Source organism: Enterobacter sichuanensis (assembly GCF_002939185.1).
Classification (GTDB): domain Bacteria; phylum Pseudomonadota; class Gammaproteobacteria; order Enterobacterales; family Enterobacteriaceae; genus Enterobacter; species Enterobacter sichuanensis.
This window is the reverse complement of record NZ_POVL01000006.1, coordinates 95,221-113,317: the sequence shown is the minus strand read 5'-3', so window position 1 is coordinate 113,317 and position 18,097 is coordinate 95,221. Positions and strand designations below refer to the sequence as shown.

The following is an 18,097-nucleotide window of genomic DNA, read 5'->3' as shown; positions in this document are numbered from 1 at the left end:
AAGCGCCAGCGCCACCGGGCGACCTACAGGCGGCGCAGAAGCCTCGCCGGGTTCCCGGCATAAATGCCTTTCTCGGTGATGGATTTGGTTACCACGCTGCCTGCGCCAATCACCGCGCCATCGCAGATGGAGACCGCCAGGATGGTGGCACCGCTGCCTATCGATACATCATTCCCTACGGTAATTCGCCCCCAGCTGTTCCGGTCAGCATTGGGTTTGCCTTCGCGAAACAGGTCGTTGGCAAACATCGCACCATGGCCGATAAAACAGCGTTCGCCGACAGTGACGTACTCACAGATGAAGGTGTGCGACTGGATCTTGCTGTCGTCGCCAATTCGCGTATTGCCCTGAATTTCAACAAACGGGCCGACGAACACCCCGTTACCGAGCACGCAGTCATAAAGATTGGCCGGTTCGTACACGGTGACATTTTCGCCACAGGTGACGTTACGAACCCCGGTGGGTTTGCGCTCCATCGTTTACCTCCGTACATAAAACATAATTAAAAAATATAGATCCACGTCACATTTTTGCGTTATACAGGAACCTCGCCCTGGAGAATGAGGTGCTGTATGACATCCCTGACTCGCCCGCGCGTTGAGTTTATCTCAACAATCCTCCAGACCGTGCTGAACCTCGGTCTGCTGAGCCTTGGCCTGATACTGGTCGTCTTTTTGGGTAAAGAGACGGTGCATCTGGCGGATGTGCTGTTCGCCCCCGAGCAAACCAGCAAATATGCGCTGGTGGAAGGACTGGTGGTCTACTTTCTCTACTTTGAATTTATCGCCCTGATTGTGAAGTATTTTCAGTCAGGCTTTCACTTCCCGCTACGCTATTTTGTCTACATTGGGATCACCGCGATAGTGCGGCTGATCATCGTCGATCATAAATCTCCCCTTGATGTGCTGATCTACTCGGCGGCGATCCTGCTGCTGGTGATCACCCTTTGGCTGTGTAATTCGAAGCGGCTTAAGCGAGAATAAAAAAATGGCGCTCCGAAGAGCGCCTAACAACAGTCACAAGTTGGGTCAATACAATACGTCTAAAGTTGAGGGTTGCAGTGGCATAACAAAATGAAACTTAACCTTTCACACCGCCCGCCGTCAGGCCGTTGACCAGCCAGCGCTGCGCCAGCAGGAACACCACGGTAATCGGGATGGCAGAGAGTACGGCCGCTGCGGCAAAGTCACCCCACAGGTAGTTTTGCGGGTTGAGGTATTGCTGCATCCCTACGGCCAGGGTGTAGCTGTTAACATCGCGCAGCAACAGCGACGCGACAGGCACTTCGGTGATGGCGGCGATAAACGACAGGATAAACACCACCGCCAGGATTGGCACCGAGAGCGGCAGCAGCACCAGACGGAACGCCTGCCACGGGGTTGCCCCATCCAGCGCGGCTGCTTCTTCCAGCGAACCGTCGATGGTTTCGAAATAGCCTTTAATTGTCCACACATGCAGTGCGATACCGCCCAGATAGGCGAAGATCACGCCGCCGTGGGTGTTGAGACCGATAAACGGCACATACTGGCCCAGACGGTCAAACAGGGCATACAGCGCCACCAGGGAGAGCACTGCCGGGAACATCTGGAAAATCAGCATCCCTTTCAGCAGCGTTGCTTTGCCCGGGAAACGCATACGGGCGAAGGCGTAAGCGCAGGTGGTGGAAAGCGTCACGATACCAACCGCCGTAATACCTGCGATTTTCACCGAGTTCCACAGCCAAAGCAGGACCGGGAACGGCGGCGGCGTGACGCGGCCATCCGCATGTTCCACACTGAAGCCCAACGCGAGCTTCCAGTGCTCCCAGGAGATTTCGTCCGGGATCAGGCTCCCGGTGGCGAAGTTACCCGAACGCAGGGAGATGGCGATAACCATCAGCAGCGGGAACATGATCGCCGCGATAAAAATCAGCAGACCTAAGTGCGTCACGAGGAGGCGCAGTTTTTGAGATTTGGGTTGTACCATAGCCATGATCGTTGCCCTCCTTAGTCAAATTTCATACGTGTGGCTTTCAGATTCACAATCGCCAGTGCGCCAACCAGCAGGAAGATCAGGGTGGCAATCGCTGCCGCCAGACCGAAGTCCTGTCCGCCGCCGCCTTCGAAAGCGATACGGTAGGTGTAGCTCACGAGCAGGTCGGTATAGCCTGCCGGCGTGGTGGTGCCAAGACGGTCCGGACCACCGTTGGTCAACAGCTGAATCAGCACGAAGTTGTTAAAGTTAAAGGCGAAGCTGGCGATCATCAGCGGCGTCAACGGTTTAATGAGCAGCGGCAGCGTAATCTTAAAGAAGTTCTGGAACGGGCCTGCGCCATCCATCGCTGAGGCTTCGTACAGGTCGTCCGGGATGGCCTTCAGCAGACCCATGCACAGGATCATCATGTACGGATAGCCCAGCCAGGTATTCACAATGATAATCATCGCGCGGGCGGTGGTCGGGTCGCTGAACCAGGCTGGTTTGATGCCAAACAGCGCGCTCAGCATCATGTTGATTTCACCGAAGCTCTGGTTAAACAGCCCTTTGAAAATCAGAATCGAGATGAACGACGGTACGGCATAGGGCAGGATCAGCAGCACGCGGTAAATCGCTTTCCCTTTCAGGGATTCCCACTGAACCAGGCAGGCCAGCACCATGCCCACGGCCACGGTCAGCAGCACGGTCAGCACCGAGAAGACGACTGTCCAGACAAAGATGGCGAAGAACGGTTTCTGAATACCTTCGTCGGTGAACACGCGGGTAAAGTTGTCCCAGCCGATGGTCACGGTATAGCCCGGGCTGAGTTTGTCATCACCCCATTTGCCGTCGGCGGTAATGGACTGATAGAAACCAATGTCGTTGTTCGGACGATATTTCACGCCGCTCTGGTTGTTGGTCAGTGTGCCGTCATCCGCCAGGGTGTAGAGCGGCTGTGTGCCGGAGAACTGGCGCAGCGAGCTCATCGTCACTTTGCTTTCGTCTGGCAACACGGCAGTGAGCTGGGTCAGCGCCTGACGGTTCTGGGTAATGACGCGCAGGTTGGCGCGTTCACCTTCCGGCAGGGCGGCAGCCTCTTTTAAGGCCAGCTTCTGTTCGCCGCCGAACGTGAAGGCGTCGGAGACATAGTATTTGCCGCTAGCTTCGTCAGTGAGCGCTAACTTCCACTCTTTACCGGCAGGATACAGGCCGAAGTTAAAGGTCTTGCCGGCCTGATAAGAGCGGTCCAGCAGGACCTGCTGCGCGCGTTCCTGCGCAAGCTGGTTGGTGCTGCTGTAGTTGGTAAACGCAATGGCGATAGTACAAATCAGCGGGAAAAGGACAAACAGCCCCATCCCGGCCACGCCCGGATAGACATAACGCCAGGCATAGGTTTTACGGTTGGCGAAAATATACAGGCCAGCAGAGCTTAAAATCAGCGTCATGATGGCAAACAGATATTCCCCTTGTACGTACATTAAAACAACAAGGTAACCCACCAGCAGACTCAGCAGACCTATCGCTGACCATTTCAGCGTGTCGCTTTGCCACCAGCGTTTCTTTTTAATGACATCCATGGGGTTTTTCCTCTACAACGGTGAAAACTTATCGTCAGGTGGCGCTGCGCTTACCTGACCTACGGATCGTGCCGTAGTCGTAGGGCGGGTAAGCGCAAGCGCCACCCGCCGTTTTTCTGCTTACTTGGTAATACGACCCTGTGCATCTTTCAGCGCGGCATCGACAGTCTGACGACCGCTTGCGGCGTTGATGACGGCAGTACGAGTGGCGTACCAGAATGCGGCCATCTGTGGGATGTTCGGCATGATTTCGCCTTTCTGGGCGTTATCCATGGTGGCGGCGATACGGGGATCTTTCGCCAGCTGATCCTGGAAGGATTTCAGCGCAACAGCCCCCAGCGGTTTGTCCTTGTTCACTTCATCCAGACCCTGATCGGTCAGCAGGTAGTTTTCCAGGAACTCTTTCGCCAGCTCTTTGTTCGGGCTGGCGGCGTTGATACCGGCGCTCAGCACGCCAACGAACGGTTTAGACGGTTTGCCTTTGAAGGTTGGCAGCAGCGTCACGCCGTAGTTGATTTTGCTCTTGTCGATGTTGCTCCAGGCCCACGGACCGTTGATGGTCATCGCGGTTTCGCCTTTGTTGAACGCCGCTTCTGCGATGGAGTAGTCGGTATCCGCGTTCATGTGTTTGTTCTTGATGAGGTCAACCAGGAAGGTCAGGCCTGCTTTCGCGCCAGCGCTGTCTACGCCCACGTCTTTCACGTCATATTTGCCGTTTTCAAACTTGAACGCGTAGCCGCCGTCGGCTGCAATCAGCGGCCAGGTGAAGTACGGCTCCTGCAGGTTGAACATCAGCGCGCTCTTGCCTTTCGCTTTCAGCTCTTTATCCAGTTTCGGGATCTCTTCCCAGGTTTTCGGCGGGTTAGGTACCAGGTCTTTGTTGTAAATCAGAGACAGGGCTTCTACCGCAACCGGGTAAGCGATCAGTTTGCCGTTATAGCGAACGGCGTCCCAGGTGAACGGGAACAGCTTGTCCTGGAAGGCTTTGTCCGGGGTGACTTCAGCCAGCAGGCCAGACTGTGCGTACCCACCGAAGCGGTCATGTGCCCAGAAGATAATGTCCGGACCGTCACCCGTTGCCGCAACTTGCGGGAATTTCTCTTCCAGTTTGTCCGGGTGCTCTACGGTGACTTTGATACCGGTGTCTTTCTCGAATTTTTTACCCACTTCGGCCAGGCCGTTATAGCCTTTGTCGCCGTTAATCCAGATAACCAGCTTGCCTTCTTCAATTTTGGCGAGCGCCGGTGCGGAAATCATCATTGCTGCGAGGGCGGACAATGCGAAAACGCGTGCGCCAGTCTTGATATTCATATCTGCCATCCTTTTTGGTGATGTCTCATGGTATGACTTCAGTGGTTCAACGTGACTCAGTCTCCTTATTTGACATCCTCTTTCCATCCTCCCAACCCCTACGCCCCACCCCCCGTTTGTGTGATCTCTGTTGCATAAATTTAAGTTATGAGTGCTGGCGCACATAAAAACACACTGAATTTTGCAGGCCGCTTCACGAATTTCGCCTCACCCCGCCAGCGACGGTCGCAGAGCCTGCTCTCTCATCCTCCCGCCTCCTCCCCCATAAAAAAGCCGGGGGGTGGAGGATTCAGGAAAGTAATGGATACCCCATAGTGAACTTATCTTGAATGTTTCTGTCGGTGACAGGTTGTAACGAAGGGAGAAGGGCATGGCGAGCGTACAGCTGCGTAATGTAACGAAAGCCTGGGGCGATGTTGTGGTGTCGAAAGACATCAATCTGGACATCCACGAAGGTGAATTCGTGGTATTTGTCGGCCCATCAGGCTGCGGTAAATCAACTCTGCTGCGCATGATTGCCGGTCTTGAAACCATCACCAGCGGCGACTTGCTGATCGGTGATACCCGAATGAACGACATCCCACCCGCCGAACGTGGCGTCGGGATGGTGTTCCAGTCTTATGCACTCTATCCCCATCTTTCCGTGGCCGAGAACATGTCCTTCGGTCTGAAGCTGTCCGGCGCGAAGAAAGAGGTCATTAACCAGCGCGTCACCCAGGTGGCGGAAGTGTTACAGCTTGCGCACCTGCTGGAGCGTAAACCGAAAGCGCTTTCCGGCGGTCAACGTCAGCGTGTGGCGATTGGCCGTACCCTTGTCGCCGAACCGCGCGTGTTTCTGCTCGATGAACCGCTTTCCAACCTGGATGCCGCTCTGCGCGTCCAGATGCGTATCGAAATCTCCCGTCTGCATAAACGTCTTGGCCGCACAATGATTTACGTCACCCACGATCAGGTCGAAGCGATGACTCTGGCGGACAAAATTGTGGTGCTGGATGCCGGTCGCGTGGCGCAGGTGGGCAAACCGCTGGAGCTCTATCACTACCCGGCAGACCGCTTTGTTGCGGGCTTTATTGGCTCGCCAAAGATGAACTTCCTGCCCGTCAAAGTGACCGCGACAGCCATTGAACAGGTACAGGTGGAGCTGCCAAACCGTCAGCAAGTCTGGCTGCCGGTCGACAGCGCCAACGTACAGGTGGGGGCAAACATGTCCCTCGGTATTCGTCCTGAACATTTACTGCCGAGCCACATCGCCGATGTGACGCTGGAAGGTGAGGTTCAGGTCGTCGAACAGCTTGGTCACGAAACACAGATTCATATCCAGATCCCCGCCATTCGTCAGAACCTGGTCTACCGCCAGAATGACGTGGTGTTGGTAGAAGAGGGTGCCACATTCGCTATCGGCTTGCCGCCAGAGCGTTGCCATCTGTTCCGTGAGGATGGCACTGCATGTCGTCGGTTGCATAAAGAGCCAGGCGTTTAAGCAATCCCAAAAGAAGACACGAAACCGACAGGTGAAGTGTTCAAAGAAAAGCAATGATCTCAGGAGATAGAATGATGATTACTCTGCGCAAACAAGTCCCTCTGGCAATCGCCGTTGCGGCAGGCATCCTGTCTGCCCAGGCGGGCGCCGTGGACTTTAAAGGTTATGCTCGTTCCGGCATTGGCTGGACCGGGAGTGGCGGTGAACAACAATGTTTCCAGGCAACCGGTGCTCAAAGTAAATACCGTCTCGGTAACGAATGTGAGACCTACGCCGAGCTGAAACTGGGCCAGGAAGTGTGGAAAGAGGGCGATAAGAGCTTCTACTTTGACACCAACGTCGCGTATTCCGTTTCTCAGCAGAATGACTGGGAAGCCACCAGCCCGGCATTCCGTGAAGCTAACGTGCAGGGTAAAAACCTGATTGAGTGGCTGCCAGGTTCCACCATCTGGGCCGGTAAGCGCTTCTATCAGCGTCATGACGTTCACATGATCGACTTCTACTACTGGGATATTTCTGGTCCTGGTGCGGGTATCGAAAACATCGACCTGGGCTTCGGCAAGCTCTCCCTGGCCGCCACCCGTTCTTCTGAAGCGGGCGGTTCCGGCACCTTCGCCGATCGCGATATTAACGGCGACCGTACCTATGATCGTATCGTGCCGAACGATGTCTTCGACGTGCGTTTAGCCGGTCTGGAAACCAACCCGGGCGGTACGCTGGAGCTGGGTGTTGACTACGGTCACACCAACATTCCAGACGATTACTACCTGCAGCCTGGCGCCTCCAAAGATGGCTGGATGTTCACTGCTGAACATACCCAGAGCATGATGAAGGGCTTCAACAAGTTCGTACTGCAGTACGGTACGGATTCCATGACCTCTAACGGCAAAGGTATTCCACAGGGCGGTAGCGTTGATAACGATGGCTCCATGTGGCGTGTGCTGGACCACGGTGCAATCACCCTGGCAGACCGTTGGGACCTGATGTACGTCGGTATGTACCAGAACATCGATCGTGACAACAACAACGGTACCGAGTGGTGGACCGTGGGTGTTCGTCCAATGTTCAAATGGACGCCGATCATGAGCACCTTGCTGGAAGTGGGCTACGACAACGTCAAATCTCAGAGAACTGACGAGAAAAACAGCCAGTACAAAATCACCCTGGCACAGCAATGGCAGGCAGGCGACAGCATCTGGTCTCGTCCGGCTATCCGTGTCTTCGCAACCTACGCGAAGTGGGATGAGAAATGGGGTTATGCGAACAACGATTCCGGTGCAGCCTACACCCCTGGTGTAGCGTATAGCGATACTTCCGCGAAAACCTTCAGCCGTGGCGACGACGATGAGTGGACCTTCGGCGCCCAGATGGAAATCTGGTGGTAATTCGTTAGACCTGACGTAATGACCTAAAAAGAGGGGCGAAAGCCCCTCTATCCTTAGGGTGCTGCGCGCTATTGCCTGGCCACCGCAGTGCTCACGCTATCAGAGGTAATAACAATGAAAATGAAGAAAAGTCTCGTCGCGCTGTGCCTCTCTGCGGGGCTGATGGCCTGTGTTCCGGCGGTCTCCCTGGCAGATGTGAATTTCGTGCCACAAAATACCAGCGCTGCGCCAGCTATCCCGGCGGCGGCGCTCCAGCAACTGACCTGGACACCGGTTGATCAATCCAAAACGCAATCCACCCAGCTTTCTACAGGCGGACAACAGCTGAACGTGCCGGGGATCACCGGGCCGGTTGCCGCCTACAGCGTGCCAGCCAATATTGGTGAACTGACCCTGACGTTAACCAGTGAAGTGGACAAACAGACCAGCGTATTTGCGCCGAACGTGCTGATTCTGGACCAAAACCTGACGCCTTCTGCTTTCTTCCCGAGCAGCTACTTTAGCTATCAGGAGCCTGGCGTGATGAGTGCAGATCGCCTGCAAGGCGTGATGCGCCTGACGCCAGCCCTGGGACAGCAAAAAATTTACGTGCTGGTCTTCACCACCGAGAAAGATTTGCAGCAGACCACAAAGCTGGTTGACCCGGCGAAAGCCTATGCGAAAGGCACCGGCAACTCGGTTCCGGATATTCCGGACCCGCTTGCCCGTCATACCACTGATGGCCTGATCAAACTGAAAGTCTCCACCAACAGCGCCTCCAGCGTACTCGTTGGCCCACTGTTTGGTTCCTCTGGCCCAGGGCCGGTGACCGTGGGGAATACCGCTGCACCTGTCTATGCCGCGCCAGCTGCCACGGCAGCCGCACCGGTAGCGACCGCAGCGCCGGCCCCGGCGAAGAAAGCTGAGCCGGTACTGAACGACACCGAAGAGTACTTCAACAACGCCATTAAGCAGGCGGTGAAGCGCGGCGATGTCGATAAAGCGCTGAAACTGCTTGATGAAGCCGAACGTTTAGGTTCAACCACTGCCCGTTCCACCTTTATCAGCAGTGTAAAAGGCAAGGGGTAACCGTTTCCCCACAGTGCTGATTTGTTAGTAGTTTAGTGCGCCTGAGTGGGCGCACTTTTTTTCGTCTCGTCCTGGTTGTTGCGCCCTTGTTGCGATCGTGATCGTTAAATAACGTTTGGCCCCCCTCAATCCGCGTTTCTGCGATACAATGCCAGTACGTTATGTATCGGAGAGTCTGGCATGTCACACCCCGCGCTAACGCAACTGCGTGCGCTGCGCTATTTCGACCACATCCCTGCGCTTGATCCGCAGCAGCTTGACTGGCTGTTGCTGGAAGATTCCATGACGAAACGTTTTGAGCAGCAGGGGAAAACGGTCACGGTGACCCTGATTCAGGAAGGGTTTGTCTCTGGCGATGAGATCGCCAGCGAACTGCCGCTGCTGCCGCAGGAGCCTCGTTACTGGCTGCGTGAAATTTTACTCTGTGCTGACGGTGAACCGTGGCTTGCCGGACGGACGGTAGTACCCGAGTCCACCCTTTCCGGGCCCGAGCTGGCGCTGCAGCGTCTGGGGAAAACGCCGCTGGGGCGTTACCTCTTCACCTCGTCTGAACTTACCCGGGATTTTATTGAAATTGGTCGTGATGCCGAACTGTGGGGGCGTCGTTCCCGCCTTCGCCTGAGTGGTAAACCGTTAATTCTGACGGAGCTTTTTTTACCGGCATCACCGTTGTACTAAGAGGAAGAAAAAATGGAGTGGAGCCTGACGCAGAATAAGCTGTTGGCTTATCACCGCTTAATGCGTACCGATAAACCTATTGGCGCGTTACTGTTGCTGTGGCCGACCTTATGGGCGCTGTGGGTGGCGACGCCAGGCGTGCCGCCGCTGTGGATCCTTGGCGTGTTTGTTGCCGGGGTCTGGCTGATGCGTGCGGCGGGCTGCGTGGTCAATGACTATGCCGACCGTAAATTCGACGGCCATGTCAAACGGACTGCCGGGCGTCCGTTACCCAGTGGGCAGGTGACCGGGAAAGAGGCCCGCGTGCTGTTCGTTGTTCTGGTGCTGCTCTCCTTCCTGCTGGTGTTAACCCTGAACACCATGACCATTCTGCTCTCCGTGGCGGCGCTGGCACTGGCCTGGGTTTATCCGTTTATGAAGCGCTACACCCATCTGCCGCAGGTTGTGCTGGGCGCGGCGTTTGGCTGGTCGATTCCGATGGCGTTTGCGGCAGTTAGTGAGTCCTTACCGCTCAGCTGCTGGCTGATGTTTCTGGCGAACATTCTCTGGGCCGTGGCTTACGATACCCAATACGCGATGGTTGACCGCGACGACGACCTGAAAATTGGCATCAAATCCACCGCCATTCTGTTTGGCCGTCACGACAAGCTGATCATCGGGATTCTGCAGGTTGCCGTGCTGGCGCTGATGGTGGCGATCGGTCGCCTCAACGGTCTGAACTGGGCGTTTTACTGGTCAGTGCTGGTGGCAGGTCTGCTGTTTGCTTATCAGCAGAAGCTGATCGCTAAGCGTGAACGTGACGCCTGCTTTAAAGCGTTTATGAACAATAACTACGTCGGTCTGGTGCTGTTTTTAGGCCTGGCGATGAGCTATTTCTTATAAAAAAGTCGGGTAGCGGCTACGCCTTACCCGACCTGTGATCTGGCAGGACATGTAGGCCCGGTAAGCGTTAGCGCCACCGGGCGTTTTTTTACCGGCGACGCAACAGCCGGAGCGCGTTTGCCGTCACCAGCACCGTTGCCCCGGTATCCGCCAGCACCGCCAGCCATAATCCGGTCATGCCCAGCAGCGTGGTGACCAGGAAAATCCCTTTCAGCCCCAGCGCGATGCCGATGTTCTGGCGGATGTTGGCCCGCGTCGCCCGCGCAAGCGCGATCATCTGGGCCAGCCCGGTCAGGCGGTTGTGGGTCAGTGCCGCGTCAGCGGTCTCCAGCGCCACGTCGGTACCGCTGCCCATGGCGATGCCAATGGTGGACGCCTTCATCGCCGGCGCATCGTTAATCCCGTCGCCGACCATCGCCAGCGGGGCGTGTGCGTTCAGCTCCGTCACCGCGCTGACCTTATCCGCAGGCAGCAGGCTGGCTTTAAACTCGAGCCCCAGCTCACCGGCAATGGCCGCCGCCGCGCGAGGGTTGTCCCCGGTTAAAATCACACCCTGCACGCCCAGCTGATGCAGCGCCGCTACGGCCTCTCTGGCATCGTCACGCAGGGTATCGCGCAGCGCCAGAATGCCTTTCACGCCGCCGTCCAGCATGACGGCAACAACCGTCTGTCCGGCTTTCTCTAACGCCTCGACCTCTGGATTAGCAGACTTGCCAGCCGCGACAATCAGTACCTTTTTACCGTCAACGGTGGCCTCAATCCCTGACCCTACCAGCGCTCGCTGCGCGGTCGCCGCCGGGATGGTTAATCCTCGCGACTGTGCTTCACGCACAATTGCCATCGCCAGTGGGTGAGTGGAACCCTGTTCAACGGCGGCGGCCAGGGTCAGCAGTTCATCTTCACTGATTTCCTGCGGATACACGCCGGTGACCTGCGGCTTGCCGACGGTCAGTGTGCCGGTTTTATCGAAGGCGATGTGTTCAACCTGGCTCAGCTGCTCCAGCGCCGCGCCGCCCTTAATCAACGCGCCGCGACGTGCCGCCGCCGCCAGGCCGGACGTAATGGCCGCCGGGGTGGAGATGACCAGCGCGCACGGGCAGCCGATCAGCAGCAGCGTCAGCCCTTTATAAATCCAGCCCTCCCACGGCGCGCCAAAGAACAGCGGGGGAATGACGGTAACCAGCAGGGCAACCAGCATAATGGCGGGGGTGTAGATACGGCTGAAGCGGTCGATGAAGCGTTCGACAGGCGCGCGGCGTTCTTCGGCCTCTTCAATCAGCTTCAGGATACGGTCTATGGCGCTGTCGCCCGGTTCGGAAAGAACCTTAAGCTGCACCAGACGATCGACGCTGGTGGCGCCCGCAGGCACTTTTTCGCCCATTGCGCGTTCCACCGGAATGGACTCCCCGGTGAGAGCACTTTCGTCGAAGCTTGCCGTGGCGGTGAGCAACTCACCGTCCGCAGGCAGACGGCCCCCTGCGGCAACGTCTATCACGTCGCCCGGGCGGAGCGTACTGATCGCGACCGTTTCACGCGTACCGTTTACCACGCGGGTGGCGGTTTCCGGTTTCAGGGCCATTAACGCGCTGACCCCTTTACGCGCCCGGCTGGCAGCCCAGCCCTCAAGGCGTTCACCGATTAAGAACAGCAGCAGCACCATCGCCGCTTCTGCCGTCGCGCCAATAAACAGCGCGCCGATGGCGGCCACGCTCATCAGCGTTTCGATGGCAAACCAGCTGCCGCTTCTCATCAGACGCCATGCCTGACGGGCAATCGGGAACAGGCCGACCAGGGTGGTGGCGATAAACGCCAGGTTGCCAAACGGGTGGTTGATCTGTTCCAGCCCCCAGCTCAGGGCCATCATAATGATGAGCGTAACGAGCGGCAGATTTTCGCGCAGGGATGACGTTTTTTCCGCGGGGGCGGTTTCGCTACGCAGGCTGTAACCGGCCTGACTGACCGCGGCTTCCACCTGTTTGCTGACGTCCTTTTCGGCGCTGATCAGCAGTTTTTCGGTGGCGAACAGCACCTGAACGTGACTCACGCCCGGAACCTGTTTCACCGCGTTTTCAACTTTACGGGCGCAGGCGGCGCAGTCCATACCGTTGACTACCCAGCTGTAGCGATTTCCGCTTTCGGGCAGCGGCTGCGTTTGCGTTTCACACGCGCCTTCGCAGCAGCAGTCGTCTTTCGACGGCACCGGGCTGAGCTTAAGCGCCGAGAATTGAGGAACTTTTTTAGGTATTTCTGGAGTCGACATGGCAGTCTCCGGCAATGATAATTTTCTCATTAACCGCAGCATACACTCTGGAGTCGACTCCAGAGTCAAGCGTTATTTAGATATACAGGGAACGCACAATCAGGAAGTGCCCGGCAAAGTAACAGGCGGCGGCAATTGCGTTATCTGCCCGGAAACGGCGGCGATAGTGGCTACCCAGCCAGACGATATTGCCGATCAACAGCAGCGCCGCTCCGAAGAATGCTGACATCGCCGGGGCCGTTGGGCGGAAGAACCACAGTTCACCTGCCAGCCATACCATCACCAGCGTCATGGCGATAAACGTGCAGATCGGCAATCGCATCTCTTCCAGACGCGACCAGATCACCGCAATCAGCAGGGCGCCAATCACCAGCAGCACCAGCGGCAGCGGCCAGAAGAACGAGAGCGTCATCTGACTGGCGAAGTAGATGGTGTACAGCAGATGCGACAAGAAGAACGCCCCCACGGCATACAGCAGGCGCTGGCGCGGCAGCAGGGTCAGGGCATCGCCAATCAGGGAGGCGCACAGTCCGGCGAGGACCAGATAGCTTATGGCGTTGAACATCGGTGCTTGCCAGGCAAGCAGCAGGAGCAGCAGCAGTGTGACGGGTTTAAACAGCCAGCGCTGCCAGGTGGGACCACGGTACGACGCATCGACATAAAGCCATGCGGAAAAACAGACAGCGATAAATGACCAAAGCATATTAACTCCCTGTATCTGTTAAGGCTGAATAATCAGTTTCTCATTCAGTGTAGTGACGCGGGCGGGCGTTTGGCAATGGCGGGGAAGGCAGGGTATCCTGAATTCCGCATAATCTTATGGGATGGTTGAATGAGCAAGATGCCGCTGTTTTTCATTATCGTGGTGGCGATTATCGTTATTGCCGCGTCGTTCCGTTTTGTGCAACAGCGCCGCGAAAAGGCGGATAACGACGCTGCGCCACTGATGCAAAAGCGCGTGATTGTGAGCAACAAACGCGAGAAACCCCTTAACGACCGCCGCTCGCGGCAACAGCAGGTCGCGCCGGCGGGTACCGCTATGCGCTATGAAGCGAGCTTTAAGCCGGAAACGGGTGGTCTGGAGATGACCTTCCGCCTGGAGGCGCCGCAGTACCATCAACTGACGGTGGGGGAGAAAGGGACGCTGAGTTATAAAGGGTCGCGATTCGAAGGGTTTACGCCTGAATAATGCGCGATCGGTTCCCTCTCCCTGTGGGAGAGGGTTAGGGTGAGGGCATCAGGCCACACTTTACTTCTTCACCTGCGCCTTAAACTTCTTCATCCACACCAGCAGTTCAAACACGCCGAAAATAAAGACGCGCAGCTGCTGCCAGCCGGTCATCTGTGGGCCATCTTTCGGCAGGCCATTTTTCAGCATCACCATCTGCAGGGCGTGCATGAACGAGGTGAAAATCAGCGCGACGTTAACAAAAATATTCATCGGGCGCGGGAACGGGTGCACCAGGTTGAGAAGCAAAAACGCCCAGACGCCCAGCATCAACAAACGTCCCAGATTAATCAGTACCGGCATCGGATCCTCCTTGTGCCTGACGGTGATACAGACGATAAGCGACCTGACCGGCCACTTTCTCACGGTGCAGTTCCCAGTGGGCGGGAACCGGGGGTAAACCGTTTTCCACTTCGCTTTCCACGTAAATTAATGCGTCATCCGCCAGCCAGCCGTTTTGCTCCAGCAGGGATAACGTCTCTTCCAGCAGACCCTTACGGAACGGCGGGTCGACAAACACCACGTTATGCGGCGTGCCCTTCTGTGCCAGAAAGCTCAGGGTGTTGGTGTTCACCACTTTCGCGTTGCTCGCTTTCAGCGTCGCCAGATTCTGCTGCAAGGTCTGCGCAACACCGCGCTCCATCTCCAGCAGCGTGGCGCTGGCGGCATAGCGCGACAGCGCTTCCAGCCCGAGTGCGCCGCTGCCGGCGAAGCAGTCAAGACAGTGGGCGTCGACCATTGACGGGGCCAGCCAGTTAAACAGCGTTTCGCGCACGCGGTCGGTGGTGGGGCGTAAACCGGGGCTGTCCGGCACCGGTAATTTCCGGCCTCGCCACTGACCACCGATAATACGAATTTGACCGGCCGGGGCGCGGTTGGGTTTCTTCATTTCAGGAAAGCTCTGTTAACAATTGGCCTGCGATTGCGGGCGGTGATGTCAATTAAGTAAAGTGTTAGACTATTTCATCATTTTTTTAGCTTCCATGTATATAGCGCCGCGAGGAGTGTAGTCGCAGATGGCAAAACAAAAAAAACGTGGCTTCTTTTCCTGGCTGGGCTTCGGTGAAAAAGAGCAAGAAACAGAACAGAAAACCGAAGAGCAACATGCCGTTGAAGAGCAATCGCAGCCTGAAACCCCTGTAGAAACCGCCGCGGTTGTCGAGGCGGAAGAAACGGCGCACAGCAAAGAAGAGATCGAATCTTTCGCTGAAGAGGTGGTTGCGGTCACTGAAGAGGTTCAGGAGAGCGAGAAGCCAGAACCGGTCGTGGTTGATGAGATCCCCGACGCGCCACAGGCCGTTATCGAACATGAAGAGTTACCGCTGCCGGAAGAGGTGAAAGCCGAAGCCGTTTCTGCCGAAGAGTGGCAGGCCGAAGCGGAAACCGTTGAAATTGTTGAAGCGGTGGAAGAAGAGGCCGAAAACGAACCTGAGCTGACCGACGAAGAGCTGGAAGCCCAGGCGCTGGCGGCAGAGGCCGCTGAAGAAGCGGTTATCGTCGTGCCGGTGGAAGAGCCAGAGCAGACCGAAGAGATTGTCCAGGAGCAGGAAAAACCGACCAAAGAAGGTTTCTTCGCTCGCCTGAAACGCAGCCTGCTGAAGACCAAAGAAAACTTAGGTTCCGGATTTATCAGTCTGTTCCGCGGCAAAAAGATCGACGACGATCTGTTTGAAGAACTGGAAGAACAGTTGCTGATCGCGGACGTGGGGGTAGAAACCACCCGTAAGATCATCACCAATCTGACCGAAGGGGCGAGCCGCAAGCAATTGCGTGACGCCGAGGCGCTGTACGGCCTGCTGAAAGACGAGATGGGTGAAATTCTCGCAAAAGTTGACGAACCGCTTAATATTGAAGGCAAAACGCCATTTGTTATTCTGATGGTCGGCGTGAACGGCGTGGGCAAAACCACCACCATCGGCAAGCTGGCGCGTCAGTTCGAGCAGCAGGGCAAATCAGTGATGCTGGCGGCGGGCGATACCTTCCGTGCGGCAGCGGTTGAGCAGCTTCAGGTCTGGGGCCAGCGCAATAACATTCCGGTGATTGCTCAGCATACCGGCGCGGACTCCGCATCCGTGATCTTCGACGCCATTCAGGCGGCGAAGGCGCGCAACGTGGACGTGCTGATTGCCGATACTGCAGGCCGTTTGCAGAACAAATCGCACCTGATGGAAGAGTTGAAGAAAATCGTCCGCGTGATGAAGAAGCTGGACGAAGACGCACCGCATGAAATTATGCTGACCATTGATGCCAGCACCGGACAGAACGCCATCAGCCAGGCGAAGCTGTTCCATGAAGCGGTAGGACTGACGGGGATCACGCTGACCAAACTGGACGGCACCGCGAAAGGCGGGGTGATCTTCTCCGTGGCTGACCAGTTCGGCATTCCTATCCGCTACATCGGTGTGGGCGAGCGTATTGAGGATTTACGTCCGTTTAAAGCGGACGACTTTATTGAGGCATTATTTGCCCGAGAGGACTAACAATGATTCGCTTTGAACACGTCAGCAAGGCCTATCTCGGTGGGAGACAAGCGCTGCAGGGGGTGACATTCCACCTGCAGCCGGGCGAGATGGCATTCCTGACCGGCCATTCCGGCGCGGGGAAAAGTACCCTGCTCAAGCTTATCTGTGGGATCGAGCGGCCAAGCGCCGGGAAAATCTTTTTCGGCGGCCATGAGATCAGCCGCCTGAAAAACCGCGAAGTGCCGTTCCTGCGTCGGCAGATCGGCATGATTTTCCAGGACCACCACCTGCTGATGGATCGCACCGTTTTCGATAACGTGGCCATTCCGCTGATTATTGCCGGTGCCAGCTATGACGATATCCGCCGTCGCGTCTCTGCGGCGCTGGATAAGGTCGGGCTGCTGGACAAAGCGAAGAACTTCCCGATCCAGCTCTCCGGCGGTGAACAGCAGCGTGTGGGCATTGCCCGTGCGGTGGTGAATAAGCCTGCGGTACTGCTGGCGGATGAACCGACCGGTAACCTGGACGATGCCCTGTCCGAAGGGATTTTGCGTCTGTTTGAGGAATTTAACCGCGTGGGGGTCACCGTATTGATGGCGACGCACGATATCGGGCTCATTTCCCGTCGTTCGTACCGCATGCTAACCCTGAGCGACGGTCATTTGCACGGAGGCCACGGTGAATAAGCGTGATGCAATGAACCAGATTCGGCAGTTTGGCAACCGGTTAGACCGTTTCCGCAAGCCGCAGAGCGGGGGTGACGGTAATCGTAATGCGCCGAAGCGCCAGAAGGCCGCGCCTAAGCCGGCTTCCCGCAAAACCAACGTGTTCAACGAGCAGGTACGCTACGCCTTCCACGGCGCGCTGCAGGACCTGAAAAGCAAACCACTGGCGACGTTCCTGACGGTGATGGTGATTGCCATCTCCCTCACGCTGCCAAGCGTCTGTTATATGGTTTATAAGAACGTTAACCAGGCGGCTTCACAGTATTATCCTTCTCCGCAGATTACGGTCTATCTGGATAAAGCGCTCGACGATAACGCGGCGGCGCAGGTGGTCGGGCAAATTCAGGCCGAGCAGGGCGTGGAGAAGGTTAATTATCTCTCGCGTGAAGACGCGCTGGGCGAGTTCCGCAACTGGTCAGGCTTTGGCGGTGCGCTGGATATGCTTGAAGAGAACCCGCTGCCTGCCGTGGCGGTGGTGATCCCGAAGCTGGATTTCCAGGGTACCGATTCCCTTAACACCCTGCGCGATCGCATTACCCGCATTAAAGGCATTGACGAAGTGCGCATGGATGACAGCTGGTTTGCGCGTCTTTCTGCTCTGACCGGCCTGGTCGGGCGTGTGGCGGCGATGATTGGCGTGCTGATGGTGGCGGCGGTCTTCCTGGTCATCGGCAACAGCGTGCGCCTGAGCATCTTCGCCCGTCGCGATACCATCAACGTGCAGAAACTGATTGGTGCGACGGATGGCTTCATCCTCCGACCGTTCCTTTACGGCGGCGCACTGCTCGGGTTTTCCGGCGCATTTCTTTCACTGATATTGTCAGAAATTTTGGTGATGCGGCTTTCCTCTGCCGTGACTGAAGTTGCGCAGGTTTTCGGAACGAAGTTTGATATCAGTGGCTTAGGGTTCGATGAGTGCCTGCTGCTGCTGCTGGTGTGCTCGATGATCGGGTGGGTGGCCGCCTGGCTGGCAACCGTTCAACATTTACGCCACTTTACTCCCGACTAAGAAAAGCGTGATATAATCTTTCCCTGCACCGAGATGTTCGCTCTGCAGGGAAAGCGTCCCTGTTGTCACTTCCCCTGTT

The 18,097-nt window shown here is 56.6% G+C and carries 18 protein-coding genes; 10 read left to right on the top strand and 8 right to left on the bottom strand.

The annotated features are described in order from the left end of the window. Positions 1-23: 23 nt before the first annotated feature. The gene (locus C5687_RS04890; RefSeq protein ID WP_104556511.1) at positions 24-476 is read right to left on the bottom strand and encodes an acyltransferase; all 453 of its coding nucleotides are present in this window, start codon (positions 474-476) and stop codon (positions 24-26) included. Positions 477-572: 96 nt separating this feature from the next. Between C5687_RS04890 and psiE the strand changes: the two genes are divergently transcribed. Beyond that, complete coding sequence (gene psiE / locus C5687_RS04885) at positions 573-983, top strand: phosphate-starvation-inducible protein PsiE (RefSeq protein ID WP_000202963.1); 411 nt, start codon at positions 573-575, stop codon at positions 981-983. Between the two features lie 97 nt (positions 984-1,080). Here psiE and malG read toward each other — a convergent pair whose 3' ends face one another. The 3 genes from malG to malE all read right to left on the bottom strand — a co-directional run bounded on the left by malG (position 1,081) and on the right by malE (position 4,841). Beyond that, on the bottom strand, positions 1,081-1,971 hold the full coding sequence (malG, locus tag C5687_RS04880; RefSeq protein WP_104556510.1) for a maltose ABC transporter permease MalG: 891 nt from the start codon (positions 1,969-1,971) through the stop codon (positions 1,081-1,083). A gap of 14 nt (positions 1,972-1,985) precedes the next feature. Beyond that, positions 1,986-3,530 carry a maltose ABC transporter permease MalF gene (gene malF, locus C5687_RS04875; RefSeq protein ID WP_104556509.1) on the bottom strand — a complete coding sequence of 515 codons (1,545 nt, stop codon included), beginning with the start codon at positions 3,528-3,530 and terminating at the stop codon, positions 1,986-1,988. 120 nt (positions 3,531-3,650) lie between these two features. Continuing rightward, entirely contained in the window at positions 3,651-4,841 is a 1,191-nt protein-coding gene (gene malE, locus C5687_RS04870) for a maltose/maltodextrin ABC transporter substrate-binding protein MalE (RefSeq protein WP_059386340.1), read from the bottom strand. Between the two features lie 370 nt (positions 4,842-5,211). Here malE and malK point away from each other — a divergent pair, with 370 nt between their 5' ends. The 5 genes from malK (at position 5,212) to ubiA (ending at position 10,334) form a co-directional block, all read left to right on the top strand. Further along, complete coding sequence (malK, locus tag C5687_RS04865) at positions 5,212-6,321, top strand: maltose/maltodextrin ABC transporter ATP-binding protein MalK (RefSeq protein ID WP_104556508.1); 1,110 nt, start codon at positions 5,212-5,214, stop codon at positions 6,319-6,321. A gap of 71 nt (positions 6,322-6,392) precedes the next feature. Continuing rightward, on the top strand, positions 6,393-7,706 hold the full coding sequence (locus tag C5687_RS04860) for a maltoporin (RefSeq protein WP_094919308.1): 1,314 nt from the start codon (positions 6,393-6,395) through the stop codon (positions 7,704-7,706). 114 nt (positions 7,707-7,820) lie between these two features. Continuing rightward, on the top strand, positions 7,821-8,774 hold the full coding sequence (gene malM, locus C5687_RS04855; protein ID WP_025758984.1) for a maltose operon protein MalM: 954 nt from the start codon (positions 7,821-7,823) through the stop codon (positions 8,772-8,774). Between the two features lie 180 nt (positions 8,775-8,954). Next, complete coding sequence (gene ubiC / locus C5687_RS04850; protein WP_025758980.1) at positions 8,955-9,452, top strand: chorismate lyase; 498 nt, start codon at positions 8,955-8,957, stop codon at positions 9,450-9,452. A gap of 12 nt (positions 9,453-9,464) precedes the next feature. Continuing rightward, positions 9,465-10,334, top strand: a complete 870-nt coding sequence (ubiA, locus tag C5687_RS04845; protein WP_025758979.1) for a 4-hydroxybenzoate octaprenyltransferase — start codon at positions 9,465-9,467, stop codon at positions 10,332-10,334. Between the two features lie 88 nt (positions 10,335-10,422). Here ubiA and zntA read toward each other — a convergent pair whose 3' ends face one another. Both zntA and C5687_RS04835 read right to left on the bottom strand, forming a co-directional pair. Continuing rightward, a complete protein-coding gene (gene zntA / locus C5687_RS04840) occupies positions 10,423-12,594 on the bottom strand; it encodes a Zn(II)/Cd(II)/Pb(II) translocating P-type ATPase ZntA (protein WP_104556507.1) in 2,172 nt (723 codons plus the stop codon). Between the two features lie 76 nt (positions 12,595-12,670). Beyond that, positions 12,671-13,297, bottom strand: coding sequence for a lysoplasmalogenase (locus tag C5687_RS04835; RefSeq protein ID WP_025758977.1), 627 nt, complete (start codon positions 13,295-13,297; stop codon positions 12,671-12,673). A 129-nt stretch (positions 13,298-13,426) separates the two neighbouring features. On the opposite strand from C5687_RS04835, the gene C5687_RS04830 reads away from it, so the two are divergent. Next, the gene (locus tag C5687_RS04830; RefSeq protein ID WP_059386343.1) at positions 13,427-13,783 is read left to right on the top strand and encodes a DUF2500 domain-containing protein; all 357 of its coding nucleotides are present in this window, start codon (positions 13,427-13,429) and stop codon (positions 13,781-13,783) included. Positions 13,784-13,843: 60 nt separating this feature from the next. Here C5687_RS04830 and C5687_RS04825 read toward each other — a convergent pair whose 3' ends face one another. Both C5687_RS04825 and rsmD read right to left on the bottom strand, forming a co-directional pair. Further along, positions 13,844-14,125, bottom strand: coding sequence for a DUF1145 family protein (locus C5687_RS04825; protein WP_008500088.1), 282 nt, complete (start codon positions 14,123-14,125; stop codon positions 13,844-13,846). Next, positions 14,109-14,711, bottom strand: coding sequence for a 16S rRNA (guanine(966)-N(2))-methyltransferase (gene rsmD, locus C5687_RS04820; protein WP_047957528.1), 603 nt, complete (start codon positions 14,709-14,711; stop codon positions 14,109-14,111). Before rsmD ends, C5687_RS04825 begins: the two co-directional genes overlap by 17 nt. Positions 14,712-14,838: 127 nt before the next feature. On the opposite strand from rsmD, the gene ftsY reads away from it, so the two are divergent. The 3 genes from ftsY to ftsX are packed head-to-tail and all read left to right on the top strand — an operon-like array spanning position 14,839 to position 18,018. Continuing rightward, on the top strand, positions 14,839-16,302 hold the full coding sequence (gene ftsY, locus C5687_RS04815) for a signal recognition particle-docking protein FtsY (RefSeq protein WP_025758974.1): 1,464 nt from the start codon (positions 14,839-14,841) through the stop codon (positions 16,300-16,302). 2 nt (positions 16,303-16,304) lie between these two features. Continuing rightward, the gene (gene ftsE, locus C5687_RS04810; RefSeq protein WP_025758973.1) at positions 16,305-16,970 is read left to right on the top strand and encodes a cell division ATP-binding protein FtsE; all 666 of its coding nucleotides are present in this window, start codon (positions 16,305-16,307) and stop codon (positions 16,968-16,970) included. Further along, the gene (gene ftsX / locus C5687_RS04805; RefSeq protein ID WP_025758972.1) at positions 16,963-18,018 is read left to right on the top strand and encodes a permease-like cell division protein FtsX; all 1,056 of its coding nucleotides are present in this window, start codon (positions 16,963-16,965) and stop codon (positions 18,016-18,018) included. The genes ftsE and ftsX overlap by 8 nt, the downstream gene beginning before the upstream one ends. The last annotated feature ends 79 nt before the right edge of the window (positions 18,019-18,097 follow it).